The organism is Thermovibrio sp. (genome assembly GCA_015488335.1).
In the GTDB taxonomy this organism is placed as follows: Bacteria; Aquificota; Aquificia; order Desulfurobacteriales; family Desulfurobacteriaceae; genus Balnearium.
On record WFNZ01000057.1, the window covers coordinates 14352 to 36257 of the forward strand.

Below are 21906 nucleotides of genomic sequence, written 5' to 3' on the forward strand. Positions count from 1 at the left end.
CTTCCTCACTTAACGGTTACAACCTTTAAAAGGTTCGTGGTTCCCGGAACTCCGGTGGGAGCTCCCGCCAGAACAATTATCCTGTCTCCCTTTTTAACCAATTTTCTCTCTTTGGCCGCTTCTATTGACCTTGTGATGATTTTATCTGTTGACTCTGCCGGAACTGTTAAGAGGGGTTTAACTCCCCACACAAGGTTGAGCCGCCTGAAGGTTTCCCTGTCGTGGGTTACTGCGTAGATGGGAACGGGAGGGCGGAACTTTGCGACTGCTAAGGCCGTTGCTCCGCTCCTTGTAAATGGAACAACAGCCTTTACTTTTACCTCCCTTGAGAGGTTGCAGGCCGACTTTGCCAGTGAGTCCTGAAGTGAGTCTGCCGGGAATTCTGAATACCTCTTGTATGGGTATATTTTCTCGGCCTCGGCGGCAACTTTTGCCATAGTTCTGATTACCTTAACCGGATATTTGCCAACGGCGGTCTCCTCGGAGAGCATTAGGGCGTCTGTTCCGTCTAAAACGGCGTTTGCTATGTCTGTTACCTCAGCTCTTGTTGGAACGGGGAGGTCAACCATAGACTTGAGCATCTGGGTTGCAGTTATTACGGGCTTCCCCGCCTCGTTGGCCTTTCTTATGAGCTGTTTCTGGATCACCGGGACTTTTTCAACGGGGAGCTCCACTCCCAAGTCTCCCCTTGCAACCATTATCCCGTCTGAAACCTTCAGGATTGAGTCAATGTTCTTAACGGCTTCAGGCTTTTCAATCTTTGCAATTACGGGAATCTCTTTTCCTAAAGCTTTTAAGAGGTCTTTCAGCTCCAAAACGTCCTCAGCCTTCCTCACAAACGAGAGGGCTATAAGGTCAACTCCCGCCTCAACGCCAAACTTAACATCCTCCCTGTCCTTTTCCGTTAAGGCCGGAACGGAAAGCTTTGTGTGGGGAAGGTTCACCCCCTTATGGGAGGTTAGGGGCCCGCCGACCAGAACTTCACAGATAATGTCTTTGCCCTTTACTTCCTTTACTTTTAGACGGAAAGCTCCGTCTGCAAGGAGGATTGTCTCTCCCTTTTTGACTTCCTCATGGAGTTTCGGGTAGTTGACCGTTATCTTCCCCTTTTCCGGCTTTCCCGTTGTGAGAACTACCCTGTCTCCCCTGTGGAGGAACAGGGGCTCTTTTTCAAGCTTTCCTATCCTTATCTTCGGGCCGCACAGATCCATCAGTATGGGTAGGGGTTTTCCCGTCTCCTTTTCAACTCTCCTTACAAGCTCTATTCTCTCCCTGTGCTCTTCTTGAGTTCCGTGGGACATGTTCAAGCGAACGACGTTGAGCCCTGCATCTACCATCCTTTTTAGAACTTTCAGGTCGGTTGAAGCGGGGCCTAAGGTTGCGACAATTTTTGTTTTCTTCTTCAAGGCTTTACTCCTTTAGGGTCTGTTATAGAATATTTTAACTCCTTAGAGGGAGGAGGACTTGAAAAAGAGGCTCTTTGTGGGAACTCTTGTCTCAATTCCAGAGTTTAAAGAGGTTAAGAGGTTCATCTCCTCTTTGAAGATTGAGGGAAAGTGGGTTGAGGAGGAGAACCTCCACTTTACATACAGGTTCTTGGGAGACGTTGAAGAGGAGAAAATTCCTCAAATTGTCGGTTTTCTGAAGCAGAAGCTCAAGGGAGCTCCCTCTCCGAAAGTGATTTACAGGGGGCTGGGAGTTTTCCCAAACAGAGAGAGGCCGAGAGTTCTCTGGGTTGGGGTTGATTCTGAAGGGGTTAAAGAGGTAAAAAGCCGTGTTGATAGGGCTCTAATGCCCTTCGGCTTTCAGGTTGAGGAAAACTTTACCCCCCACGTTACCCTATTGAGAATAAAGAAGATGAGGCACAGGGGGAAGTTCAGCTCATACCTCTTTAAAATGAAAGAGTTTGTCTTTGCAGAGAGGGTAGAGCCGAAAGTTGCCCTGATTGAGAGCAGGCTGACAGAGAAAGGTCCTATCTACTCCGTTTTGGAGGAGTTCTGCCTTGGTTGAGCTAATAGTTCCCCCTGCGGTGGGAGCTCTCATCGGCTACTTCACAAACTACGTCGCCATAAAGATGCTCTTCAGGCCTTACAGGGCTTACTACGTTTTTGGAAAGAGAATTCCCTTTACACCCGGCCTTATTCCATCTAAGAGGGACAGGCTTGCCGATGCGATAGCTAAGGTGGTTAAGGAGAACCTCTTAACTGAGGAAACCCTCAGGAAACGCCTCAACGAGGAGAAGATAAGGGAGAGCCTGCGGCAGCTTGTTGAGGGCTTTTTGGAAAGCTTTAAAGAGAACTCCGGTGAGTTCCTCTCAGAATTCTCATCCCGTTTCGGAGACAGAAAAGTGGGAGAGGTTTTCGGAGAAGTTTTAGATGAGGGAACAGAAGGAGCTGTAAACTTCATTTTCAAACAGCTCCACGGGAAGAAGGTTGGAGAGGTTATTCCTCAGAGTTTAAAGATGGAATTTGAGAAGTTTTTAGACGAGAAGATTGACCAGATAGTTGATTACTTTGCAGAGGAGTCAAAGAGGAGCGAGTTCAGGGATGTTGTTTATTCCCTTATAAGGGAGAACCTTTCAAGGCTCAGGGAATTTATCCCGTTCCTTACAGATACAATGGTCTCATCGTTCAGCGAAAGGCTTACAAACCTTGCTGTTGATCTAATAGAGAAAACTTCAAGTTCCCCAGACTTTAAGCTAAAGGTCTCAAAACTCATCTGGAGCAGAGTTCAGGATTTAATGAACAGGGAAATAAACACGGAAGGTGAAGGTTTTAAAAAGTTCGGGGAGATTTTAGAGAGAGCTCTCTCTTCATATGTTTTACAGCTAAAGGAGAGGGAACTCCGCCAGTTCCTTGAGGGAGAAACCTCTTTGAAGGTCTCTCAGTTTTTAGGGAGGTTGATAGCTGAGAACAAAGAAGCCCTCTCCTCTTTTATAACAGATGAGCTTTTGAAGGTTATTGAGAGGGAGCTCCCGGTAATCCTGGAAGCCATAGACATAGAAGGGCTTGCTCGTGAAAGGATAAACAGCCTTCCGATAGAGGAGGTTGAAGGGATGGTTTTAAAATTGATAGATGAGGAGCTCCGCTACATCACCCTCATGGGAGGAGTGCTGGGAGCTCTCATCGGGGCAGTTCAGATACTCATCATTTAGGAGGGAAAATGATAAAGTTCGGAACGGACGGATGGAGAGGTGTAATCTCAAAGGACTTTACCTTTGAGAACCTTCGGAAAGTTGCAGTTGCCCACGGCCTTATGCTGAAGGAAGAAGGAGCGAAAAGGGTTGTTGTCGGCTACGACCTGAGGTTTCTCTCTGAGGAATACGGAAAGTTTGTTGCGGAGACGTTGGCAGGAATGGGACTTGAGGTTGACCTTTCAGACGGTTTCTGCCCGACTCCTGCGGTCTCTTACAACACAAAGTATGGAAATTACGACAACGGAATTGTCATAACGGCTTCCCACAACTACGGGAAGTACAACGGCTACAAGGTAAAAGAGAGCTTTGGAGGAGCTGCAAGGACGGAAATAACAAGGAAAATAGAGGAAAAGCTCCCCGAAGCTGAAAAGATGGAAAGACCCGTTGGGGGGTTCAAGACAAAAGACCTTGTTTCTCCTTACGTTGAGGGGGTAAGGGAGCAAGTAGAGCTCTCCCTCTTTAAGGAGAAACCTGTAAAAATCGTCCACGACCCGATGTACGGAGCCCAGCAGGGGCTTATGTACAGAGCTCTCCTTGGAACAAAGGCCGAGCTCACAGAGATTCACGCCTACAGAGACCCCCTCTTTGGGGGGAAACACCCGGAACCCATAGTTGAGAAGAACATAACGGCCTTGATGGAGAAAGTGCGAGCAGTTAAGGCCGACATAGGAATTGCCCACGACGGAGACGGAGACAGGGTCGGAATAGTTGACGAAAACGGCCATTTTGTTAACTCCCAGATAGTCTATGCCCTGCTTCTTCTCCACGTTGTTAGAAACAAGGGAAATAGAGAAGGTGTTGTTGTTAAAACCGTCAGCACAGGCTATTTAGTAGATAGGGTCTGCAGGAAGTTGGGGTTAGAGCTCCTTGAAGTTCCAGTTGGATTTAAGAACATCAGCGAGGTAATCGTTAAGGAGAAAGTCCTCTTTGGAGGAGAGGAGAGCGGTGGATACGCCCTCGTTGACTACCTGCCGGAAAGGGACGGCCTCTTAATGGGGCTATTAATGGTTGAGAAGATGCTGGCAGAGGATAAGACCGTTTCGCAGATGGTTGAAGACCTCTTTAAAGAGTTTGGAACAGCCTACTACAAGAGGATTGACCTGCCGGTTTCAGAGGAAGAGAGGAAAGCCCTTGAAAGGCTCAAGGAGAACCCGCCGAAAGAGTGGAAAGGGCTGAAGGTCAGCAGAGTTTTAACAATAGATGGAGTTAAGATAATCTTTGAGAACGACTCCTGGATTCTCTTCAGGCCATCTGGAACTGAGCCCGTTTTCAGGGTTTACGCAGAAACTCCAGATGAGAAGACAACAGAAGAGCTTTTAAACTGGGGCGTTAGTTTAGTTAAAACCAATTAGGAGGGAGAGATGGCAGAAGGATACAGCTACAGCGAAAGGCAGCCTCAAGTGATGAAAGACTACGTTTACGTTCTTGGAGAGGCTGTAAAGAAGGCGCCGGAGCTCCGGGGCGTTCCAACCGGCGTAAAAGGATTAGATGATCTTTTTTTCAAAGTTGAGGTTGAAGATGGGAAACCTGTCCGCAAGCCCTTAGGGGGAATTCCCGAATACGCCGTTGTAAACCTTACGGGAATGCCCGATACCGGTAAGAGCCTTATGGCCGAACAGTTCACGATAAAACAGGCCTCTATGGGGCAGAAGGTCTGCTTTGTAACGGTTGAGAGCCCTGCAAATTTCGTTGCAGCGGGGCTGAAGGAGAGAGCTCTGGCAATGGGGGTAAACTTTGAGGAAATTGAGGATAACATCATCCTGATAGATGCGGCCAGCAACTCAAGGCTGAGAGACGACATCCCTACAATGCTTGATACCCTTGCTTACGTTTACAGAACCTACCACTGCCACAGAACGGTGATAGACTCAATTACGGGGCTATATGAAGCGAAAGAGATGCTTGCCCGCTCAATCGTAAGAGCTTTCTTTAACTTCATGAAGAAGTGGTATCAGACCGCCATCTTCGTTTCACAGAAGAGGAGCGGACACGACGAGCTCTCCGCAGAGGCCGCCGGAGGCTACGCCGTAGGACACATTGTAGACTGCACAGTGGTTCTATCAAAAGAGATTCTCCTTTCACCTTCAAGGGCAAGGGCTTTCAAGAAGGAGCTCGGAGACATTCTGAGACTTTTCAGGATAGACGGCTGCAGGCTCTGTGGTCACGATACGAGGCTCCACCTGATGGAGATTACAGAGCTTGGCCTGGTTGAGATAAAAGAGCCACTTGTTGAATACCTGAGGGGAAGGAAGTGAAAACAGTTTCAGTTATAGGTGATGGGGGAGCTCCCGAGGGGAGTCTCCTCTACGAAACAGCAAGAGAAGTAGGGCGGCTTGTTGCAGAGAGGGGATACGTTCTAATTACCGGCGGGCTTTTCGGCGTTATGGAAGGGGCATCAAGGGGAGCAAAAGAAAAAGGGGGACTTACCGTTGGAATACTTCCACACTATGAAAACCTCTCTAATCCTTACGTTGACATTAAAATTCCTTCAGGAATGGGTCATGCAAGAAACGTTATAGTTGTTTCATCGGCAAGTAAAATAGTAGTTGCAGTTGGGGGAAACTACGGAACTCTCAGTGAAATAGCCCACGCATTAAAGCTCGGGAAAAAAGTTGTGGGCTTTAGAACGTGGGAGATAGAGGGAATTGAGAACTATGAAAATAGTAAGGACTTTGTTGCTTACCTTAGTTCTCTGCTTTAGCTTTGGCCTTTTTAGTAAGGTTTTACCAGAAACAGATGCAGGAGTTAAAAATAAACCTTCTCCGCCTGTGTCGGTTTATAACCTTCTTCTGAAACTTGAAGAAGATTTAAAGTCAGGAAAACCCAAATCCACCATTCTTTTAGACCTGAGACAGATTGAAAAGGCTAAAGGAAGTCTTCCTGTTTCTTATATACCCGATTTAAACTACTTGATGGGTTCGCAGGTAGAGAGAGTTCCAACGACAGAACTTACTCTTTTCAAAAAGTTGGCCTATTACATCTATCCGTTGGAAGTTGCTCTTAAAGTTTTTCTATTTCTTCTCCTTTTTTATACGTTTATCTTCTATTTTCAGAATACTGAAATCCAGCCTCTTATGAAGAGAGTCCTTACTGTAGCTGGAGTTTCCTTTTTAGTTTTGTCTTTTGTTGTCAATATTGGCTCTCTGATTTATGTTGTTGTAGGGTTTGGTTTTATACTTTTAGCAGTTTTGAAGAAAAAACGTTTAAGTTTCTACTTATTATTAGCTGCTTCTCTCCTTTTTATTTCACAAGTAATTTACGATAATGCTTTTCAAAGAGTAGAGTCAGACAACTTACTGTACTACATCAAAGTAAGTAGAGACGGTTATGCTCCAGACTATCTAATTAAGAAAGTTTTTTTGGATGAGAGAAGTTCAACTGTTGAAAGCGTAACTTCTCAGCTTGCCCTTGGCAAAGTTGATGCGGTTAAAAGGCTTGAAAACTTAAAGTTCTCTGATCCTCTTCGTCAGTCTATAGTTTTTAACGATTACGGTTACGTCTACTTTCTTTTAGGGGATTTTAAGAGAGCTCTCTCTCTCTTTAAGAGCGCTTTCAAGCTCTACCCTTCTCCAGAGTTAAAGTACAACCTCTACCTGACCTACTCTTCCCTTCTCAAGTTAGAGGAAGCCAACCGTTTAAAGGGCGAACTCCTTAAAAAAGGAATTTCAGTAGAGAAACTGCCGCCTGTCCCTGTTCTTATTCACCTGTCTGCTCCTCTGCCGGGTTATGTTTTCCCGTTTGATTACCTTATCGGTTTTCTGTTAGGAATTCTTGCTGGCGTAGTCTTCGCCCGGTTTTACCTGGCTACTTTTGGCAATTTTGAGCCGGAGCTCCTTTTAGTTCCCGGTATGAGAGCGTTTATAAACTCTCGCGTAAGACACATTTTCCTTGCATCCCTTATAGTTTTCCTCGTTAATATAATCTTAGGAAGATTGATATGCAGCGTGTAAAGGGGCGGCTGAACAGCTTAGATGATTTAATAATTTTTATTGATAGATTAAAAGAGACGGGTGGGCTTTTAGACCTTTATCTTCCCTATTTTAATGAGGAAGTAGAGATCTGTTACGATGGAATAAATTTTCACCTCTCTACAAATATCTCAGATTTTCCAGAGAAGAAGGCACTGAAAGTTTTTATAGAAAAGTGGCTTTTAAACGACCTATCCCCTGAATTTGAGTTTATAGAGGGAGAGCAGTGTACATCTGGAATACCGGTTTTTGAAGATGAGCTGCTTCAGGTTATTAAAGACCCTTTTTTGGAGATGGTGAAGGAGCTCCCCTCCTACTTTGAAATAACAAAGATAGACGTTAAAAGAGTTCCTTCGTTTTTGGTGGCTCACTGGACTGCAAGACGGCCTGTTAGTAGAGAAGAGGTTTACAGATACGGCTTGACTCTCTCTGACATTTTAAGGTATATTGAAGCAGGTTTAATAGAAATTAAACAATTTACGGTTATGGAGAGTTTCCCCTATAAACTTAGGCTTTTTGTTCAGGCTCTGGCTCTTCTGGTGGTTATCTACTTTGCTCTCCCTTTGGGCTATTTGAAGTTTAACCGACTGAAAGTTCCAGAATCTATCAACTGGGGACTGAGAGACCAGATAGTAAAAGGCAAAGTGAGGGAGAAACTGCCGGTTAAGGGGTGTTTGCGAACCAACTTCTACTTGATGGGAGATAAGGTCGTCAATCCTGGAATTGACGGAATTGTCGGAACAGGAGACGACATTGCTGTTAAACTCCCTGACAGCGGTTACAGACCTGTATTTGCCCTTCCGGTGAAGTAATGAAAGTAGTTTTGATAGGTTTTATGGGTAGTGGCAAGTCAACGGTAGGAAAACTCCTTTCAAAAAAGACCTCTCTACCTTTTGTAGATCTTGATTCGGTTATTGTTGAAAGAGAAGGTAGAACCATTCCAGAGATTTTCAGAGAGGAAGGAGAAGAGTTTTTCAGAGAGTTAGAAAGGGAAATGTTAATCTCTGAACTTCGTAGAGAGGGAAGTTTTGTCCTCTCTACCGGAGGTGGAGCTCCTGCCTACAGGAACAACATGGAAGTTATAAACTCACTTGCCACTTCTGTTTTCCTCTACGCTGATTTTGAAACCCTATACGGCAGGATTTCAGGGGACGGGAATAGACCTCTCGCTTCCCTTGAGAAGGAGAAACTGAGGGAACTCTACCAGAAAAGGCTTCCCTTTTACAGAAAAGCCCACTTTACAGTTGACACAACGGGAAAAACGCCAGAAGAGGTTGCCGAAGAAGTTATTTCACTCTTATCCGTCGGGAAAGGTAAACCCAACCAAGAAGGGCAAGGAGGCCAGACATAGTAAAGAGAAGAAGGTGAAAGTAGAAGGCTACTGTTAGAGCGTAGCTTCCCTTAAATCCTAAAAGGGCAAAGCCTCCAACAAGACCTGCCTCGTAAGTTCCAAAACCGCCAATGCTGTGAATGGGTAGAACCGTTGTCAGCTCTCCGAAAGTCGCTGCAAAAGTGCTCTCAAAGAAGTTAAGGTTCAGCCTTCCTGCCTTCATTATGAAGTAAAAGGCGGTGAACTTTGTAAGCCAGTTGAGGAGGGAATAGAGGAAAACAAAAATAAGGTTCCGTGCCGACTTGAACTCGTAAAAGAAGAAAAAGAGGGCTGAAGCGAAGCCGAAACGCTTTTTTAAAAGTTTTAAAAGTTTAAAACCCAAAATTAACGTTAGAACTATGAGAATACATAGAAATAAGGAGACCCAGAGGAACTTCCTGTTATTTACCGAAACCCCAAACGTTGCAATCGTGAACAGGATTGAGAGGGAAAGTAGGTCAAAGAGCCTTGCAACAACAAGGGCTGCAGAGGAGATTACGCCTTCAACTCCAAATAGCTTTTTGAGGATTATCGGAAAGGAGGCTTCCCCTGAGCGAAAAGGGAGTAAGTTGTTAAAAAAAGTGTGTACAGCCATAACTGCTGCAAGGTCTTCCGTTTTGATTTGAGGAAAGAAGAGCGTAAATCTCTTTGCCCTGAAGTAGTAGGTAAGGGTATAGAGGAGAAGAGAGAGGATGAGGAACGGAAGGTAGAGCTCTCCTAAAATCCTCTTCAGGTTGTGAAAAACGTCGTACTCGTAGAGGAAGTAGAGGAAAACGGCAAGAATTATTAAGGAAACAGCTAAACTACCCCTCTTCAACGTTGAGAGCTCTCCTTACAACGTAGGGTTTCTTGTTCTGGGATTCAAAGTAGATCCTCATCAGCATCTCACTTATCAGGCCTGTTGTGAACATCTGAATTCCGGCAAGGATGAACATAACAGAGATGATGAGCAGAGGCCTGTTCCCTATGGAGTGGCCTGTTAACTTCAGGATTACAAGGTAGGTAAAGGGGAGAGCTCCCAGCAGAAACAGAACTATCCCCAGGAGACCGAAGAAGTGGATGGGCTTCTGGAGAAACTTCTTCATAAACCAGATGAAAAAGAGGTCGGAGATAACTTTAAACGTCCTTGAAATTCCGTACTTTGACTTCCCGTAGATCCTAGGGTGGTGCTCAACGGGTATCTCAATAATCCTGTCAACGGAAGTTACTGTTGAGGCAAGGGCTGGGATGAACCTGTGGAGCTCCCCGTAGAGCCTAACCCTCTTTATTACATCACTCCTGTAGGCCTTCAGCGTGCAGCCGTAGTCGTGGATCCTTACGCCCGTTAACTTTCCAATCAGCCAGTTTGCAATTTTTGACGGAAGCTTCCTTGAGATTGCTGCGTCTTTTCTGTTTTTCCTCCAGCCGCTGACTACGTCGTAGCCCTCCTCAATCTTCTCAAGGAGCCTTGGAATGTCTTTGGGATCGTTCTGGAGGTCTCCATCCATAGTAATTATTACGTCTCCCGTTGCGTAGTCCATTCCGGCAACCATTGCAGGAGTCTGGCCAAAGTTTCTGGCAAACTCAATAATCTTAACCTTTTTGTCCTTTTTCGCCAGCTCCTCTAAAATCTCCTCTGTTCTGTCTGTGCTTCCGTCGTTTACAAAGATTATCTCGTAGTCGTAGGGAAGAGAATCAAGAACCTCTTTCAGCCTCTCGTAGAGAATCGGAACGTTCTCCTCTTCGTTGTAAACGGGAATAACAACAGAAACCTTCTTAACCTTTTCCATAGAGCCTCTCCTTCGGGTAGTTGGATATTACAACTATGGAGTGTTTGGGAAGGAGCTCCCGCCTTTCATCTATCCTGTAGTATTTAATTCCTTTAAGTTTTTGGAGTCTATTTTCCCTCGTAATCACAACAACGGGTTCTTTACTCTGAAGGAGTTTTTCAACAGTTCTGACGTTTAAATCCCTTAATCTACCTTCCCTGTAGTAGTAGACAATTTCGGGGCTTGAGAAGTCTAAAAAGACAACTCTACACTCTTTGCAGTGCTCTTTAATTTCTCTAACTTCTTTCCCTATGAAGGGTTTTGCCCTCAGCGGTTCAAGTGCTGGCAGCGTAACCCACTTAAAGAGAACCATTCCCGTCAAAAAACCCAAAGTTATCGGTTTAAGGGCATCCTTCGTCCAGATTGCCCACCACACGCCTATGAGTGGGGGAATCAGGAAAAGAAGACCTACAGGTGGCCAGTGTTTCAGTTCCCAGAACACACCACCAGCAAGGGCAAGAGTTGTGAAGAGAAAGGCTGTAAGGTAGAGTGAGAGCTTTTCCCTCAGGTTGAACAGATACCAGGTGGTTATAACGGCAAAAGCGGGGAAGGATGGAAGGAGGTAATGGGCAAGTTTTGTGTGTGCTATTTGGAAGAAGAGAAAGACTGTAAAGAACCAGACTGTTGAAAACTCCAAAACGTTGTCTCCCCAAACCCGTTTTTCCTTGAACAGATAGTAGAGTGCAAACGGGAAAAATAGAGAAAAGGGGAGGTAGAGCCAGAAGTAGTTGACAAAGTAGTACCACCAGGCCGTTGGGTGGCCGGGAATTTTCCCTGTAAATCTGTGGATGTTGTGGAAAATTATGAAGTCTTTGAAAAACTGGTAACCGTGTTTTTGGAGAATTGCTCCATACCAGGGCAGAACAACGGCAAAGTAGATTCCAAACCCTGAAAACCAGGGAATCTCCTTCAGAGTTTTAATAAGGTCTCTCCTTAAAGCGAGATAGAAAATGGCAATGAGACCGGGAAGAACAAGCCCTACAGGTCCTTTTGTAAGGGTTGCAAGGCCTGAAAAGAGGAAGGCAAGCCTGTAAAAGTTTGCGCTTTTCCTGTGGTATCCCTCAAAGAAAAAGATGAGAGCTCCCTCTATGAAGAAGGTCAGGGCGATATCTGGCATTGCAACAGAGGACATAACGATGAAGTCAAGGAGTGAAAGGAAAACTAAAGAAGACCAGAATGCAAACCTCTCACTCCTCCACCTTGAGAGCCACCAGTAGAGAAGGAGAACGGCGAAAACGCCGCACAGTGAAACGAAAAACCGGCCGCCAAACTCGTTAATTCCAAAAATTTTATACCCAAGGGCTATCAGCCAGTAGATCAAGATCGGTTTATCAAACCTATACTGGTAGTTGTAGTAGGGGGTGATGTAATCTCCGCTCTTTACCATCTCATAAGCGGCCTCAAGGTATTTAGGCTCGTCCTTGTCAAAGGCAGAATAAAGGCCATTTGGTGCCACAAGGAGAATGAACGAAACAATTAAGAGAATTAACAGGTTTTTCCTTTTCATTACCGTTTCCACCGGTTAAATTCTGTGGTAAGAAAGTATAGCCTAAGGCGTGGAGAGTAAAGATGGTTTACAGGAAGCTCTTGAAGTGCTCAACCTGTGGGAATGTTGGAGAATTTGAATACATAGGCTCCCGAGATGTTAACAGAGAAGGAGAAGTTTCGGATATAATCGGCTCTACCTCTATGTGGATAAGCTACTACAGGTGCCCTAATTGTGGTTCTGTAGAGGTTGAGTTCGGTCCTGTGGGAGAGAGGCCAGACGTTCCAGAGGAGGTTTTCAGGGAAGTTGGAAAAGACGGGAAAGAGGTGGGAGAGTAGCTTTCTTAGATGGTTTCTCTCTCTTCTTTTTATCTCCTTTCTGGTTAATATAGGAGTTTTAGTTCTTATTCACGAGGAGCCCCGGCGGGGGATTATCACCTTTGAGATGCTTAAGAGCCACAACTTTCTCCAGCCTACAGTTCTTGGAATTCCCTACTTTAAAAAACCCCCTCTCCACGAGTGGATAACGTCTCTGTTTTCCGTCCTTTCCGGAACGGTCTGCGAGTTCTCTCTCAGGCTTCCTTCCGCTTTATCTGTTGTTTTAACCTCTGTCCTGATTTTCTTGGCGATGAAGAGAAGTTTTGGCGAAAGGATTGCCCTGTTCAGTAGCCTTATTTACCCCACCTTCTACGTTGTTCTGATAGGCTACGGGACAAAGTGTGAGCCAGATACACTTTTCTCCTTCTTTGTTTCTTTTGCCGTCTTTAGCTGGTTTTACCTGTTTGAGAGGGGAAGGGAGCTCCCCGCCTGGTTCTCAGGCTACTTCTTCACATCCCTTGCTCTCTTAACAAAAGGGCTTCCGGCGTTTCAGTTTTTTCTGTTCTTTGTATTTGCCTATTTTCTGGTAAAGAGGGACTTAAGAAAACTCCTTTCCATTCAGCATTTAATAGGCCTAGTTTTAGGTCTTTCTCCCTTTCTCCTCTGGCTTTTTGCAGTTAAGACGGATCAGGCAGTAAAAACCCTCTTTTCAGAGGTTCTCTCAAGAGCTCCCGGTAGAGTTTCAGGGATAAAAGCCCTGAAAAACTACTTCACCTACCCATTCAGGCTCATTTTGGCAACGTTTCCCTGGTCGTTTGTTTTCATCTACTCTTTGCTTAAAAAGAAAAGAGATTTACTGAAACTTCCAGGAGGTGAGAGTTTAAGAGTTTTTCTTTTTGCCTTTACCCTTGATGCCCTTCTTTACTGGCTCTTTCCGGGAAGCCGGTTGAGGTATCTGATTCCTGCACTTCCCCTTCTTTCAGTTATTCTGGCCTACTACCTGGTTGACTATCAGATAGTCCACAAGAGAGCTAAAGAGATTGTACGGTTTACAGCAGAAATTGTTGTTCCTTTGGCTATAGTTGTTGGAGTTATCGTAACTAAAAATCCATCAATCATACTTGAATCAACCATAGAGTTTATTTTTATTCTCTACGCCATCTATTTCTTGTTTCTTCCAAGGTTTAACTTTACCTACATTGTTATCCTTATCTCTGTTCTAATGCTGATTTTAAGAGGATTCTACAGCTCTTACTACTACCCGATTGCCCAGTTTAAATACCCCCCTGTTAGGGAAGTTGCCGGGGAGATCGTTAGAGATTCTGCAGGGTATCCCCTCTACACGAAAACGACATACCTTCAGCTCTGCTTTTACGTTGAGAGGGGAAGGAATGAAATCTTAAAGTTCAACCCCAAGCCACCAGAAGGAGCCCTCTTCCTTTCTCAAAGGCCGGAAGGTAACGTTTTAAAGGAATACAGGTTGGGAAGACACAGGTTTTACCTCTGTTCTTACGGTATTACCTCTTTAAAGCCTCAAGGAGCTCCTGAAGGCCAGAAGAAGCGCTCTCCCTCAGAGTTAAATCACAGTAGGGGGAAATAGGTGTTTCCTGAGGATTTACCTCAATGAGGAGAGCTCCCTTTCTCTTTGCAATCAGGGGTAGCGATGCGGCCGGCTGAACCACTCCAGAGGTTCCAACAACTATGAGAACGTCACAGTTTTCAGAGAAACCAAAGGCCTTCTCAAGGGCATCTTCAGGTAAACTCTCTCCAAACCAGACGACTCCGGGACCAACAATCTCGCCACAATTTGGGCACCTGGGGAGTTCCCCTTCATCAACCCTTCTGAAAACCTCTTCCTTCAGCTCCTCCTCAGAGATAGTTCTCAGAAAGCTCTTTGAAGCAAGGGGATAGAGATTTCCGAAAGCCTCTGCATGGTAGTGTTTTCCACAGAAACGGCACTTCCCGTCAAAGATGTGGCCGTGGAGCTCCACAAACCTTTTATTTCCTGCTTCTCTATGGAGGCCATCAACGTTTTGGGTAATATGCAGGAACTCTGGAAAGAACTTTTCCATCTCTACGATTGCGTAGTGAGCCAAATTAGGCCTTGCATTTGCAATCAAATGCATTCTCCACAAATACCACTTCCAGACCAGATTGGGATTCCGGGAAAAAGCCTCAAAAGTTGCAAGCTCAGTTGGGTTAAACTTGTTCCAGAGCCCATCTTTTCCTCTAAATGTGGGGATTCCACTTTCAGCACTTAAACCGGCTCCAGAGAGAACACATACTTTTTCCCGCTTATTTAGGTGTTTAATAAGTTCAACCATTTTTAAAGTTCCTCCTGTTGAAAAATTCTAATATTAGATACCCTGTCAAACTAACAATTTACTGGGGGGAAGTTGTATTGGAGTAAATTTTATTCCCTGGAGAACCTTTCCACTTTACCAGATGGAAAGTTTGTTTTCAGCATCTACCTTCCAGAGGATTTGTTTTTTGCCCTTGTAAACGCCAGGGGTGTTAGAACTTATTGGTTGGGAGTTCTAAACAGCTCAACTCTGGGTAGAAAACATGGGAAAGAACTTGTAGTAAGGTTTTATCTCCATCACTATAGAGGTTTTACAGTTAGTGTTATCACCAGAATTCTCTATATGGGAATAGCCAACTCCATGAAAAAGGAGGTACCGACTCTTTTAACCCACAATCCCTGTCTCAAGTATCTCCTCTCTGATGGTATAAAACTCGGTATAGCTGTAAAGCCTGTACCAAATTTTGAAGACGGAAAAGCAGAGATAGAGAAATTCCTCTCAGAAACCTGTGGATTCTGTTTTCCTGCTTCCTGTGGGTGTGGTTTATGTGAAGAACTAGGAGGAATTTCCGTTCCTACGTTTATAGGCCGTACAGAGATCTGCTAAGTGGTGCCCGGGGCGGGATTTGAACCCGCACGGGCGTGAGCCCACAGGATCCTGAGTCCTGCGCGTCTGCCAATTCCGCCACCCGGGCTTTCTGCCATACAAAATTTAGTCAATCTGGCAAAATTAACAACACTTTTTCTGAAAAGGAGGTTGTCTTGAAGTTTGTGGGAGCCCACGTCAGCACTGCCGGTGGCGTTTTTAACGCCCCTCTCAACGCTAAAGAAATCGGGGCAAAAGCGTTTGCCCTTTTTACTAAAAATCAGAGGCAGTGGAAGGCCAGACCATTAACCGAGGAAACTATTAACAAGTTTAAGGAAAACCTTAAGAGGGTAGGCATTAAACCGGAGCACGTTCTACCACACGACAGCTACCTGATAAACCTTGGAAGCCCCGAACCTGAAAAGAGGAGAAAATCCTTAGAAGCGTTCATAGATGAGATTGAAAGGTGCTACCGGTTGGGACTCAAATATCTGAACTTTCACCCGGGAAGCCATCTCAAGAAGGTTTCTGAGGAAGAGTGTTTAAAGATAGTTGCGAACTCTTTAAACGAGGCTATTTCAAGGACTAAAGATGTTGTCTTGGTTATTGAGAATACAGCAGGTCAGGGTTCTAACGTAGGCTACAGGTTTGAGCACATTGCACAGATTATAGAGCTTGTTGAAGATAAGTCCCGTATAGGGGTGTGTTTAGATACCTGCCACCTCTTTGCTGCCGGCTACGACATCAGAACCCGGGAAGCTTACGAAAGGACGATGGAAGAGTTTGACCAGATTGTAGGGTTTAAGTATTTGAAAGGTATGCACCTGAACGATGCCAAATCACAGCTTGGGAGCCGTGTTGACAGGCACCACTCAATTGGAAAGGGAAACATTGGTTTAGACGCGTTCAGGTTCATAATGAACGACCCGCGGCTTGACAACATTCCGTTGATTCTTGAAACGATTGACCCTTCAATCTGGAAAGAGGAGATAGAGCTCCTCTACTCCCTCGTTGAGTAGTTGAGTTTCTCCCTGCGTGGCAGTAATTTGAATTAAAAAGATTTGGAGGGAGAGATGGTCTTTAGAGACAGGCGCCACGCAGGGGAGCTCCTTGCCCGTGCAATTTTGGAGAAATTTGACGGAACTCTTGTAAACCCGGTTGTTGTTGCAATTCCCAGAGGTGGAGTTGTTGTTGCAGAGCCGATTGCTGAGGCACTGGGAGCTCCCATTGAGCTCGTGATACCGAGGAAGATAGGAGCTCCCTTCAACGAAGAGTTTGCCGTTGGGGCTGTAACAGAAGTCGGATATGTCCTTCTGAACCCCTCCGTTCCGTTTGAGGCTCTGGGCATAACTAAAGATTACATAGAGAAAAAAGCCCGTGAAGAGATTGGAGAAATTGAGAGGCGCAGGGAGAAATACCTTTCAAGTCTAAAAAGGATTCCTTTGGAAGGTAGAGATATTATCTTGGTTGATGACGGGATAGCAACGGGATTAACAGTAAAAGCTGCAATCTCTTCTTTAAGGAGACAAAACCCCAACAGGGTAATCCTTGCAGTTCCCGTTATGCCGGCAGATAAAGTTCCGGAGTTTAGAGAGCTCGTTGACGATTTAGTAGTTCTATACGCTCCTGAGTTCTTTCAGGCGGTGGGGCAGTTTTACCAGGATTTTTCACAGACAACAGATGAAGAGGTTATTGAAATACTGAGGAGAAACAGGGAAATGGCGGGGGAGTAACCCCGCCATTTGTTACATTCCGCAACCAGAACATCCGGAACAGCCGTGGCCGTGTTGCTTTGGCCCTTCAATGGCTTCCTGAAGAAGGGCGTTAACGGTTTCAAGCATCTGGCTGAACTTCTGGTTCGCTTCCAGATACTCCTTTCCTACGGGGTGCTCTGCAAACTTGTTGAACGCTTCCTCAAGCTGCTGCATAGCTTCAGGGCTTCCAGACATCTGTGCCATCTGTTGAAGTCTCTGAACTTCGTTTAAGAGCTGGCTTGCCTCCGGATCCATTCTGAGTTTGGCTTCGGCGGCCCTGAAGTTTGCAAGCTCTTCACTTTCTGCAATTGCCTGAGCAAGCTCAGACGCTTTTTTGATTACCTCTGCAGACATACTGCCTCCTGTATCCGTTGTTTCCAATTGAATTTATGCTGTAATTGGTTTTAAACCACCTTTCCTTTGATGAGCTTGGGTTTTTCTACCGGTTCTTTAGAAAATTGGAAAGCCGAGAGGAACTTGATACTGAGGTTTTCTACACCTCCTGCGTTGTAGTAGATTTCCCCTATTGGCTCGTCTTTTTCCACTTTATCTCCAACTTTTTTGAAGAATGCAAGGCCTACAGAGTAATCTATTTTGTCTCCTGCCTTTCTTCTTCCTCCTCCCATCTCAACTATGAGCCAGCCTAAGGCTTCTCCATCTATACCTAAAACGTAACCATCAGCTGGAGATTCAACAACGAACCGCTTTGCTCTTATTTCAGGGTAGGGGTTTCCTCCCAAGTACTCTACCCAGTTTATGAACCTCTCTGCTGCTCTGCCGTTCTTAATCACCTCTTCAGCATCGCTTTTTCCTTTTCCAAAGGTTCCCCTGCCCGTAAGTTCGTATAGAGCCCCTACAAGTGAGGAGACTACCTCCAAAAGATCCGGTTGAATAGTTCCTCTTAAGGAGTCTAAAGCTTCACGAACTTCAAGAGCGTTTCCTGCAAAAAGACCTAAAGGCTGGCTCATCTCGGTTATGAGAGCTCCCGCCCTCTTCCCGTAGAGCTTGCTCACCTGAACAAGCCCTTCTGCAAGGGCTTTAGCCTTTTCCATTGTCTTCATAAAGGCTCCGCTTCCTACCTTCACGTCAAAGACGATTGCCTCTGTGTTAACGGCCAGCTTTTTACTGAGAATGCTTGAAACGATTAGCGGAATGCTCTCAACAGTTGCCGTTGCGTCTCTGAGAGCGTAAATCTTCCTGTCTGCCGGAGCAATTTCAGGCGTTTGAGCAGAGATTGAAAAGCCGAACCTCTCTGTGACTTCCGAAATTTCTTTATCGGAGAGCTCCACCTTCATTCCGGTGCTCTCAAGCTTGTCTATTGTTCCCCCGGTAAACCCTAAAGCCCTTCCTGCAAGGAGTGGAGCCTTAAAACCGAGCTCTGCGAGAACCGGAGCGATAATAAGAGAGACCTTGTCTCCAATTCCTCCTGTGCTGTGCTTGTCAACGAGGGTTCCTTCTGCTTTTACAACGACCTGTTTACCGGAACGGAGCATTGAATCTGTGAGGTATAGGGTCTCATCGTAGTTGAGCCCCTGGAAAAAGATGGCCATTAGAAGGGCTGCCATCTGGTAGTCGGGGGTTTCTCCCTTTGTGTACGAGTTCACTATAAATTCAATCTCCTCTTTGGAGAGCTCTCTTCCATCCCTTTTCTTCTTAATGAGCTCTTTAAAGACCATAATTTCCTCTCAATCAGGTTAAAAAGAACATTGCTCTAACCATTCCGTTTACCAGAGGAACCAGAATCCAGTTCAGAACGGGGCTTATCAGGAGGATTATGAGAATTATCGGGCCGTAAGGTTCAATCTGTTTATACTTGATCCAGAGTTTAGGAGGAAGAAGTGCTTCAAGGATTTTTGAGCCGTCTAAAGGAGGAATTGGGAGGAGATTGAAGACTCCGAAGGCGACGTTTATAAAGACGGCGTATTTAACCATCAGGAATAGGGGTTCGGCTACGGAAGGGGGAAGTGCTGAAAACGGAAAGTATTTAAGGAACAGGACAAAAATAAATGCACTCAAGAAGTTTGCAAAAGGGCCTGCGAAAGCTACTAAAATCTCTCCCACTTTCCAAGATGGAGCTCTTCTGAAGTTCCGCGGGTTTACGGGAACCGGTTTTGCCCAGCCAAAGTGGACCAGGAAAAGGGCAATGAAACCTAAAATGTCTATGTGGGCTAAAGGATTGAGGGTTAACCTTCCTGCAAGTTTTGGTGTGTGGTCTCCAAGCTTGTAGGCAACGTATCCGTGGGCGAACTCGTGAACGCTCATTGCCCACAGAATTCCAGGAACGGCTATTAAGAAGTTCAGTATCCAGTCGTGCAACGTCTCCTCCTTAAGAGATTTTCTCCTCTACAACTTCCCCGTAGGGTTCAGTTTCTGTAAATATCTGCCCCTGAAACTTATAGAACTGGCACCTTGGGTCAAGCCAGCAGTTTGGTGGAAGGCCTGCCTTTACGCAAGTTTGAGCCAAAAACTCCTCCTCGTTCCAACCCCACTCTACAGGAACCTGTGGGAGCAGGAGTCCGCTGGCGTATCCACACCGAACTATCAGGCCGTCCCTTCCAACTTTTATGGCCTTGGGGAGCTCCTCTGGTGGAACCTCTATCGGCTGGGGTGGGGTAAGAACTGTTACCTCAAAGAGTAATTTTGGAAGTTCCTCAACTCCAACCGGGTAAAACCGGGGGTCTCTTGTTGCTGCAGAGATTGCCGCATCTATCGTTGCAAGGACTAAGGGCATTATCGGTTCAGGGTAGCCTATACACCCACGGAGCTCCTTCTGTGGATACGTTTTCAGCGTAACAAAAACTCCCCTGTTCTCGTAGAGGTCTGGAGGCGTTTCAGGGGGCGGTTCTATCTTTACTCCCCTTCTCAGGTATTCCTCAACGGCATCCCTTGCAAGTTTTACGAGAAACGTTCCTCTTTCAAGGTCAAACAACATCTCTCCCTCCTCAACTGTTTTCTGAAATTAAATGTAGGAAGGGAGAGGGAAAAGTTAAAGCTTGAAGATTGACTGAAAGAGGGCCATTCCAGAGAGGGTTGCTGTTATGCAGAGAACCACGTTCAGTGTGATGTTGAGAAGGGCTTTTGCTATGAGCCCTTCCTGAAGGAGAACAGTTGTTTCGTAGCTGAAGGTTGAGAAGGTTGTGAGAGCTCCTAAAAATCCCGTTATGAAAAAGGCTTTCCACTGAGGGGCGATTATGTTTTCAAACAGGGGAACTAAAAAGCCTATGAGGAAGCTACCCAGAACGTTAACAGTTAACGTTCCAACGGGAAAAGTTGTTCCAGCAATTTTTTGGGCAAAACCGGCTATCAGAAACCTTGAGATGGCACCGAAGAAACCGCCCAGTCCTACAAAGAGCCAGGTCAATTTACACCTCTACCTCTTTCAGAAGTTGCTCTGTAATGATATCAAGGGCTCTCTTTCTGGTTTCGTCAAAATCTATGTTTTCAACTACAGGAACGCCCTTTTCCTTTGCCTTGCTGTAGATAAAGTCCTGAATCTTCCTTATGGCTTTAAAGTTTTTCAGGTATTTCTTGCTGGTTCTCTGGGAGCTCTTCTCCCTTGATGAGAACCTTCCCCTGTGGAGCTCCTCGTCTAAAGTTGTAAGAATTATATGGACAACGTAGGCTTTATCCTTAAAGAGATCTGCAACTCCCGGTATCAGGTGAATTCCCTCAACAACCAAACTCACGTTCTCTTTTATCGCCCTGTTTACAACGGCTTTTACTCCCGTTAGAACCTTATCGCTCTGGTCTAAAAACCCGTAGATTATCCTTTCTTCTTTAGGAGTCTCTGAAAGCTGAGGGAGGAAATCCCCTGCCTCGTAAGAGGAAACGTGGAGGGAAGGGGCAAGCTCCTTTGAAACCATCTTCCTCATAACTTCCCTTATGGAGTCTGTAGAGGCCGTTCTGTTTATCTCTAAAGTTCCGGCAAGCTCAGAGGCGAGCCGCGATTTCCCTACTCCCGTAGCTCCGCCTATCAAGATAATTATCGGCTTCTCTAACTTTTTGGCCTTCCGCCACAGGAGGTATCTCTTTGAGAATTCTTCACCCAACCTCTTTTTAATGAGCTTTGCCGTTAGCTGTCGGAGCTCCGCTCTCTTAACTCTGAACTTTCCCTTCTTTACGAGTGTGTCGTGAACCTCTTTCGCAATCTCAAAAGCTTCATTAGTATCAACTCCAGCAGAGCGGATAGAGGCCGCAAGAATTCCCCTTGAAAAGGGAACGAAGGCCTTTCCACACTCCTCACAGACAAGAACTTCTCTTTCTTTAACCTGAGCCTTGTATCTGTTGGCAACCTTTTTACCGAACTTTTCTTTAAGGGTTTTAAAAACCAGGTCTATAAGTTCGTCTGTTGTAACTGTTCCACTTAACTTTGCTGAAACGGAGTCTGCCACTCTGTAGGCGTCTTCAACCGATAGTCCCACTTTCATTAAAGACCTTGCAAGAACACCCTTAGAGAAGGGATACTTTTCGCCTGAACCGTCTACTACAAACCGTTTTTTCTTTGCCATTTCCTGAACTTTTCAACGTTTTTTAAGTGTTGATTATAGCTCCTGCTGAAAACGTGACCGCCCTTTCCTGTAGCGACAAAGTAGAGGTAATTGACATCTGCCGGGTAGAGTGCAGCTCTTATGGAGGAAAGTGATGGATTACAGATAGGGTAAGGAGGTAATCCTTTAACGTAGTAAGTATTGTAAGGGGATGGAACCTTGAGATCTCTGTAGGTTAGTCTCTTAACATCTTTTCCCTTCAGTTTTAGGGCGTAGATAACAGTTGGGTCGCACTGGAGCTCCATTCCCCTTTTCAGTCTGTTGTAGATAACCGCAGCTATCAGTGGTCTTTCTAAAGGTATTGAAGTTTCCTTTTCAACAATAGACGCAACGGTTACTATCTGGAGGAGGTCTGGCTTTCCAAGGGCATCTCTTACTTTTTTTGGAGGAGTGTAGTTCCTGAAAAGAGGTTCCACAACCTCTTTAAACCGTTTAACTGCAACTTCAACAGCCTTTCTGCAGCCATCTTTCTCGTTTATGTAGTAGGTATCTGGAAAGAGAAACCCGTTTAGAGACGGAACACCGAGCTCTTTCAGGAAACTTTTGTCTTTTGATAGAGAGAGGAGTTCCCCC

Annotated in this window: 25 protein-coding genes and 1 tRNA gene; 13 read left to right on the forward strand and 13 right to left on the reverse strand. The window is 45.4% G+C overall.

Features of this window, described 5'->3' with window-relative positions; translation table 11 throughout:
- Positions 1–5: 5 nt before the first annotated feature.
- Positions 6–1406 (reverse strand): pyruvate kinase, encoded by a 1401-nt coding sequence (pyk, locus tag F8H35_RS07405; protein ID WP_472572908.1) that lies wholly within the window; start codon positions 1404–1406, stop codon positions 6–8.
- Between the two features lie 58 nt (positions 1407–1464).
- Between pyk and thpR the strand changes: the two genes are divergently transcribed.
- From thpR to F8H35_RS07445, 8 genes are all read left to right on the forward strand, one after another.
- Entirely contained in the window at positions 1465–2010 is a 546-nt protein-coding gene (thpR, locus tag F8H35_RS07410; protein WP_472572909.1) for an RNA 2',3'-cyclic phosphodiesterase, read from the forward strand.
- Positions 2003–3154, forward strand: coding sequence for a DUF445 family protein (locus F8H35_RS07415; RefSeq protein ID WP_472572910.1), 1152 nt, complete (start codon positions 2003–2005; stop codon positions 3152–3154). Before thpR ends, F8H35_RS07415 begins: the two co-directional genes overlap by 8 nt.
- A gap of 8 nt (positions 3155–3162) precedes the next feature.
- On the forward strand, positions 3163–4548 hold the full coding sequence (locus tag F8H35_RS07420; RefSeq protein ID WP_472572911.1) for a phosphoglucomutase/phosphomannomutase family protein: 1386 nt from the start codon (positions 3163–3165) through the stop codon (positions 4546–4548).
- A gap of 9 nt (positions 4549–4557) precedes the next feature.
- Positions 4558–5451: a KaiC domain-containing protein gene (locus tag F8H35_RS07425; protein WP_472572912.1), complete on the forward strand. Its 894-nt coding sequence runs from the start codon at positions 4558–4560 to the stop codon at positions 5449–5451.
- Positions 5448–5897 carry a TIGR00725 family protein gene (locus F8H35_RS07430; RefSeq protein ID WP_472572913.1) on the forward strand — a complete coding sequence of 150 codons (450 nt, stop codon included), beginning with the start codon at positions 5448–5450 and terminating at the stop codon, positions 5895–5897. Before F8H35_RS07425 ends, F8H35_RS07430 begins: the two co-directional genes overlap by 4 nt.
- 67 nt (positions 5898–5964) lie before the next feature.
- A complete protein-coding gene (locus tag F8H35_RS07435; protein ID WP_472572914.1) occupies positions 5965–7146 on the forward strand; it encodes a tetratricopeptide repeat protein in 1182 nt (393 codons plus the stop codon).
- Entirely contained in the window at positions 7134–7976 is an 843-nt protein-coding gene (locus tag F8H35_RS07440) for a hypothetical protein (RefSeq protein ID WP_472572915.1), read from the forward strand. The genes F8H35_RS07435 and F8H35_RS07440 overlap by 13 nt, the downstream gene beginning before the upstream one ends.
- On the forward strand, positions 7976–8515 hold the full coding sequence (locus tag F8H35_RS07445) for a shikimate kinase (protein WP_472572916.1): 540 nt from the start codon (positions 7976–7978) through the stop codon (positions 8513–8515). Before F8H35_RS07440 ends, F8H35_RS07445 begins: the two co-directional genes overlap by 1 nt.
- On the opposite strand, the gene F8H35_RS07450 is transcribed toward F8H35_RS07445, so the two are convergent.
- From F8H35_RS07450 to F8H35_RS07460, 3 genes are read right to left on the reverse strand one after another with little or no spacing between them, the layout of a single operon-like run.
- Positions 8451–9350, reverse strand: coding sequence for a lysylphosphatidylglycerol synthase transmembrane domain-containing protein (locus tag F8H35_RS07450; RefSeq protein WP_472572917.1), 900 nt, complete (start codon positions 9348–9350; stop codon positions 8451–8453). The two genes, F8H35_RS07445 and F8H35_RS07450, sit on opposite strands and share 65 nt — an antisense overlap.
- Entirely contained in the window at positions 9337–10302 is a 966-nt protein-coding gene (locus F8H35_RS07455; protein WP_472572918.1) for a glycosyltransferase family 2 protein, read from the reverse strand. The genes F8H35_RS07450 and F8H35_RS07455 overlap by 14 nt, the downstream gene beginning before the upstream one ends.
- Positions 10289–11860, reverse strand: coding sequence for an ArnT family glycosyltransferase (locus F8H35_RS07460; protein WP_472572919.1), 1572 nt, complete (start codon positions 11858–11860; stop codon positions 10289–10291). Before F8H35_RS07460 ends, F8H35_RS07455 begins: the two co-directional genes overlap by 14 nt.
- A 50-nt stretch (positions 11861–11910) precedes the next feature.
- Between F8H35_RS07460 and F8H35_RS07465 the strand changes: the two genes are divergently transcribed.
- Both F8H35_RS07465 and F8H35_RS07470 read left to right on the forward strand, forming a co-directional pair.
- Entirely contained in the window at positions 11911–12165 is a 255-nt protein-coding gene (locus F8H35_RS07465) for a hypothetical protein (protein ID WP_472572920.1), read from the forward strand.
- Positions 12134–13744: an ArnT family glycosyltransferase gene (locus F8H35_RS07470; RefSeq protein WP_472572921.1), complete on the forward strand. Its 1611-nt coding sequence runs from the start codon at positions 12134–12136 to the stop codon at positions 13742–13744. Before F8H35_RS07465 ends, F8H35_RS07470 begins: the two co-directional genes overlap by 32 nt.
- Here F8H35_RS07470 and F8H35_RS07475 read toward each other — a convergent pair.
- Complete coding sequence (locus F8H35_RS07475; protein WP_472572922.1) at positions 13662–14468, reverse strand: SIR2 family NAD-dependent protein deacylase; 807 nt, start codon at positions 14466–14468, stop codon at positions 13662–13664. The genes F8H35_RS07470 and F8H35_RS07475 overlap by 83 nt on opposite strands.
- A gap of 72 nt (positions 14469–14540) precedes the next feature.
- Between F8H35_RS07475 and F8H35_RS07480 the strand changes: the two genes are divergently transcribed.
- Positions 14541–15053, forward strand: a complete 513-nt coding sequence (locus F8H35_RS07480) for a hypothetical protein (RefSeq protein WP_472572923.1) — start codon at positions 14541–14543, stop codon at positions 15051–15053.
- 1 nt (position 15054) lies between these two features.
- On the opposite strand, the gene F8H35_RS07485 is transcribed toward F8H35_RS07480, so the two are convergent.
- Positions 15055–15141: transfer RNA gene (locus F8H35_RS07485), tRNA-Leu, on the reverse strand.
- 67 nt (positions 15142–15208) lie between these two features.
- On the opposite strand from F8H35_RS07485, the gene nfo reads away from it, so the two are divergent.
- Together nfo and F8H35_RS07495 are read left to right on the forward strand one after the other, a co-directional pair.
- Complete coding sequence (gene nfo, locus F8H35_RS07490) at positions 15209–16051, forward strand: deoxyribonuclease IV (protein WP_472572924.1); 843 nt, start codon at positions 15209–15211, stop codon at positions 16049–16051.
- A 54-nt stretch (positions 16052–16105) separates the two neighbouring features.
- A complete protein-coding gene (locus F8H35_RS07495; protein WP_472572925.1) occupies positions 16106–16765 on the forward strand; it encodes a phosphoribosyltransferase in 660 nt (219 codons plus the stop codon).
- A gap of 12 nt (positions 16766–16777) precedes the next feature.
- Here F8H35_RS07495 and F8H35_RS07500 read toward each other — a convergent pair whose 3' ends face one another.
- From F8H35_RS07500 to mltG, 7 genes are all read right to left on the reverse strand, one after another.
- The gene (locus F8H35_RS07500) at positions 16778–17140 is read right to left on the reverse strand and encodes a YlbF/YmcA family competence regulator (protein WP_472572926.1); all 363 of its coding nucleotides are present in this window, start codon (positions 17138–17140) and stop codon (positions 16778–16780) included.
- Between the two features lie 50 nt (positions 17141–17190).
- The gene (locus tag F8H35_RS07505; protein WP_472572927.1) at positions 17191–18462 is read right to left on the reverse strand and encodes a thymidine phosphorylase; all 1272 of its coding nucleotides are present in this window, start codon (positions 18460–18462) and stop codon (positions 17191–17193) included.
- A 13-nt stretch (positions 18463–18475) separates the two neighbouring features.
- Positions 18476–19102, reverse strand: a complete 627-nt coding sequence (locus F8H35_RS07510; RefSeq protein ID WP_472572928.1) for a site-2 protease family protein — start codon at positions 19100–19102, stop codon at positions 18476–18478.
- Positions 19103–19112: 10 nt separating this feature from the next.
- Positions 19113–19718 (reverse strand): TIGR00296 family protein, encoded by a 606-nt coding sequence (locus F8H35_RS07515; RefSeq protein ID WP_472572929.1) that lies wholly within the window; start codon positions 19716–19718, stop codon positions 19113–19115.
- A gap of 54 nt (positions 19719–19772) precedes the next feature.
- A complete protein-coding gene (gene crcB, locus F8H35_RS07520; RefSeq protein WP_472572930.1) occupies positions 19773–20147 on the reverse strand; it encodes a fluoride efflux transporter CrcB in 375 nt (124 codons plus the stop codon).
- Position 20148: 1 nt separating this feature from the next.
- Positions 20149–21294 (reverse strand): ATP cone domain-containing protein, encoded by a 1146-nt coding sequence (locus tag F8H35_RS07525; RefSeq protein WP_472572931.1) that lies wholly within the window; start codon positions 21292–21294, stop codon positions 20149–20151.
- Positions 21270–21906, reverse strand: a 637-nt coding sequence (gene mltG / locus F8H35_RS07530; RefSeq protein WP_472572932.1) for an endolytic transglycosylase MltG, incomplete at its 5' end; no start/stop codon positions are given. The genes mltG and F8H35_RS07525, both read right to left, overlap by 25 nt.

Coding starts and splice junctions, on each gene's coding strand:
- F8H35_RS07515 (WP_472572929.1), bottom strand. CDS start 19,718: ATGTTGTTTGACCTTGAAAGAGGAACGTTTCTCGTAAAACTTGCAAGG.
- F8H35_RS07445 (WP_472572916.1), top strand. CDS start 7,976: ATGAAAGTAGTTTTGATAGGTTTTATGGGTAGTGGCAAGTCAACGGTA.
- F8H35_RS07500 (WP_472572926.1), bottom strand. CDS start 17,140: ATGTCTGCAGAGGTAATCAAAAAAGCGTCTGAGCTTGCTCAGGCAATT.
- F8H35_RS07420 (WP_472572911.1), top strand. CDS start 3,163: ATGATAAAGTTCGGAACGGACGGATGGAGAGGTGTAATCTCAAAGGAC.
- F8H35_RS07525 (WP_472572931.1), bottom strand. CDS start 21,294: ATGGCAAAGAAAAAACGGTTTGTAGTAGACGGTTCAGGCGAAAAGTAT.
- F8H35_RS07455 (WP_472572918.1), bottom strand. CDS start 10,302: ATGGAAAAGGTTAAGAAGGTTTCTGTTGTTATTCCCGTTTACAACGAA.
- F8H35_RS07465 (WP_472572920.1), top strand. CDS start 11,911: ATGGTTTACAGGAAGCTCTTGAAGTGCTCAACCTGTGGGAATGTTGGA.
- F8H35_RS07475 (WP_472572922.1), bottom strand. CDS start 14,468: ATGGTTGAACTTATTAAACACCTAAATAAGCGGGAAAAAGTATGTGTT.
- F8H35_RS07425 (WP_472572912.1), top strand. CDS start 4,558: ATGGCAGAAGGATACAGCTACAGCGAAAGGCAGCCTCAAGTGATGAAA.
- F8H35_RS07495 (WP_472572925.1), top strand. CDS start 16,106: ATGGTCTTTAGAGACAGGCGCCACGCAGGGGAGCTCCTTGCCCGTGCA.
- F8H35_RS07505 (WP_472572927.1), bottom strand. CDS start 18,462: ATGGTCTTTAAAGAGCTCATTAAGAAGAAAAGGGATGGAAGAGAGCTC.
- F8H35_RS07440 (WP_472572915.1), top strand. CDS start 7,134: ATGCAGCGTGTAAAGGGGCGGCTGAACAGCTTAGATGATTTAATAATT.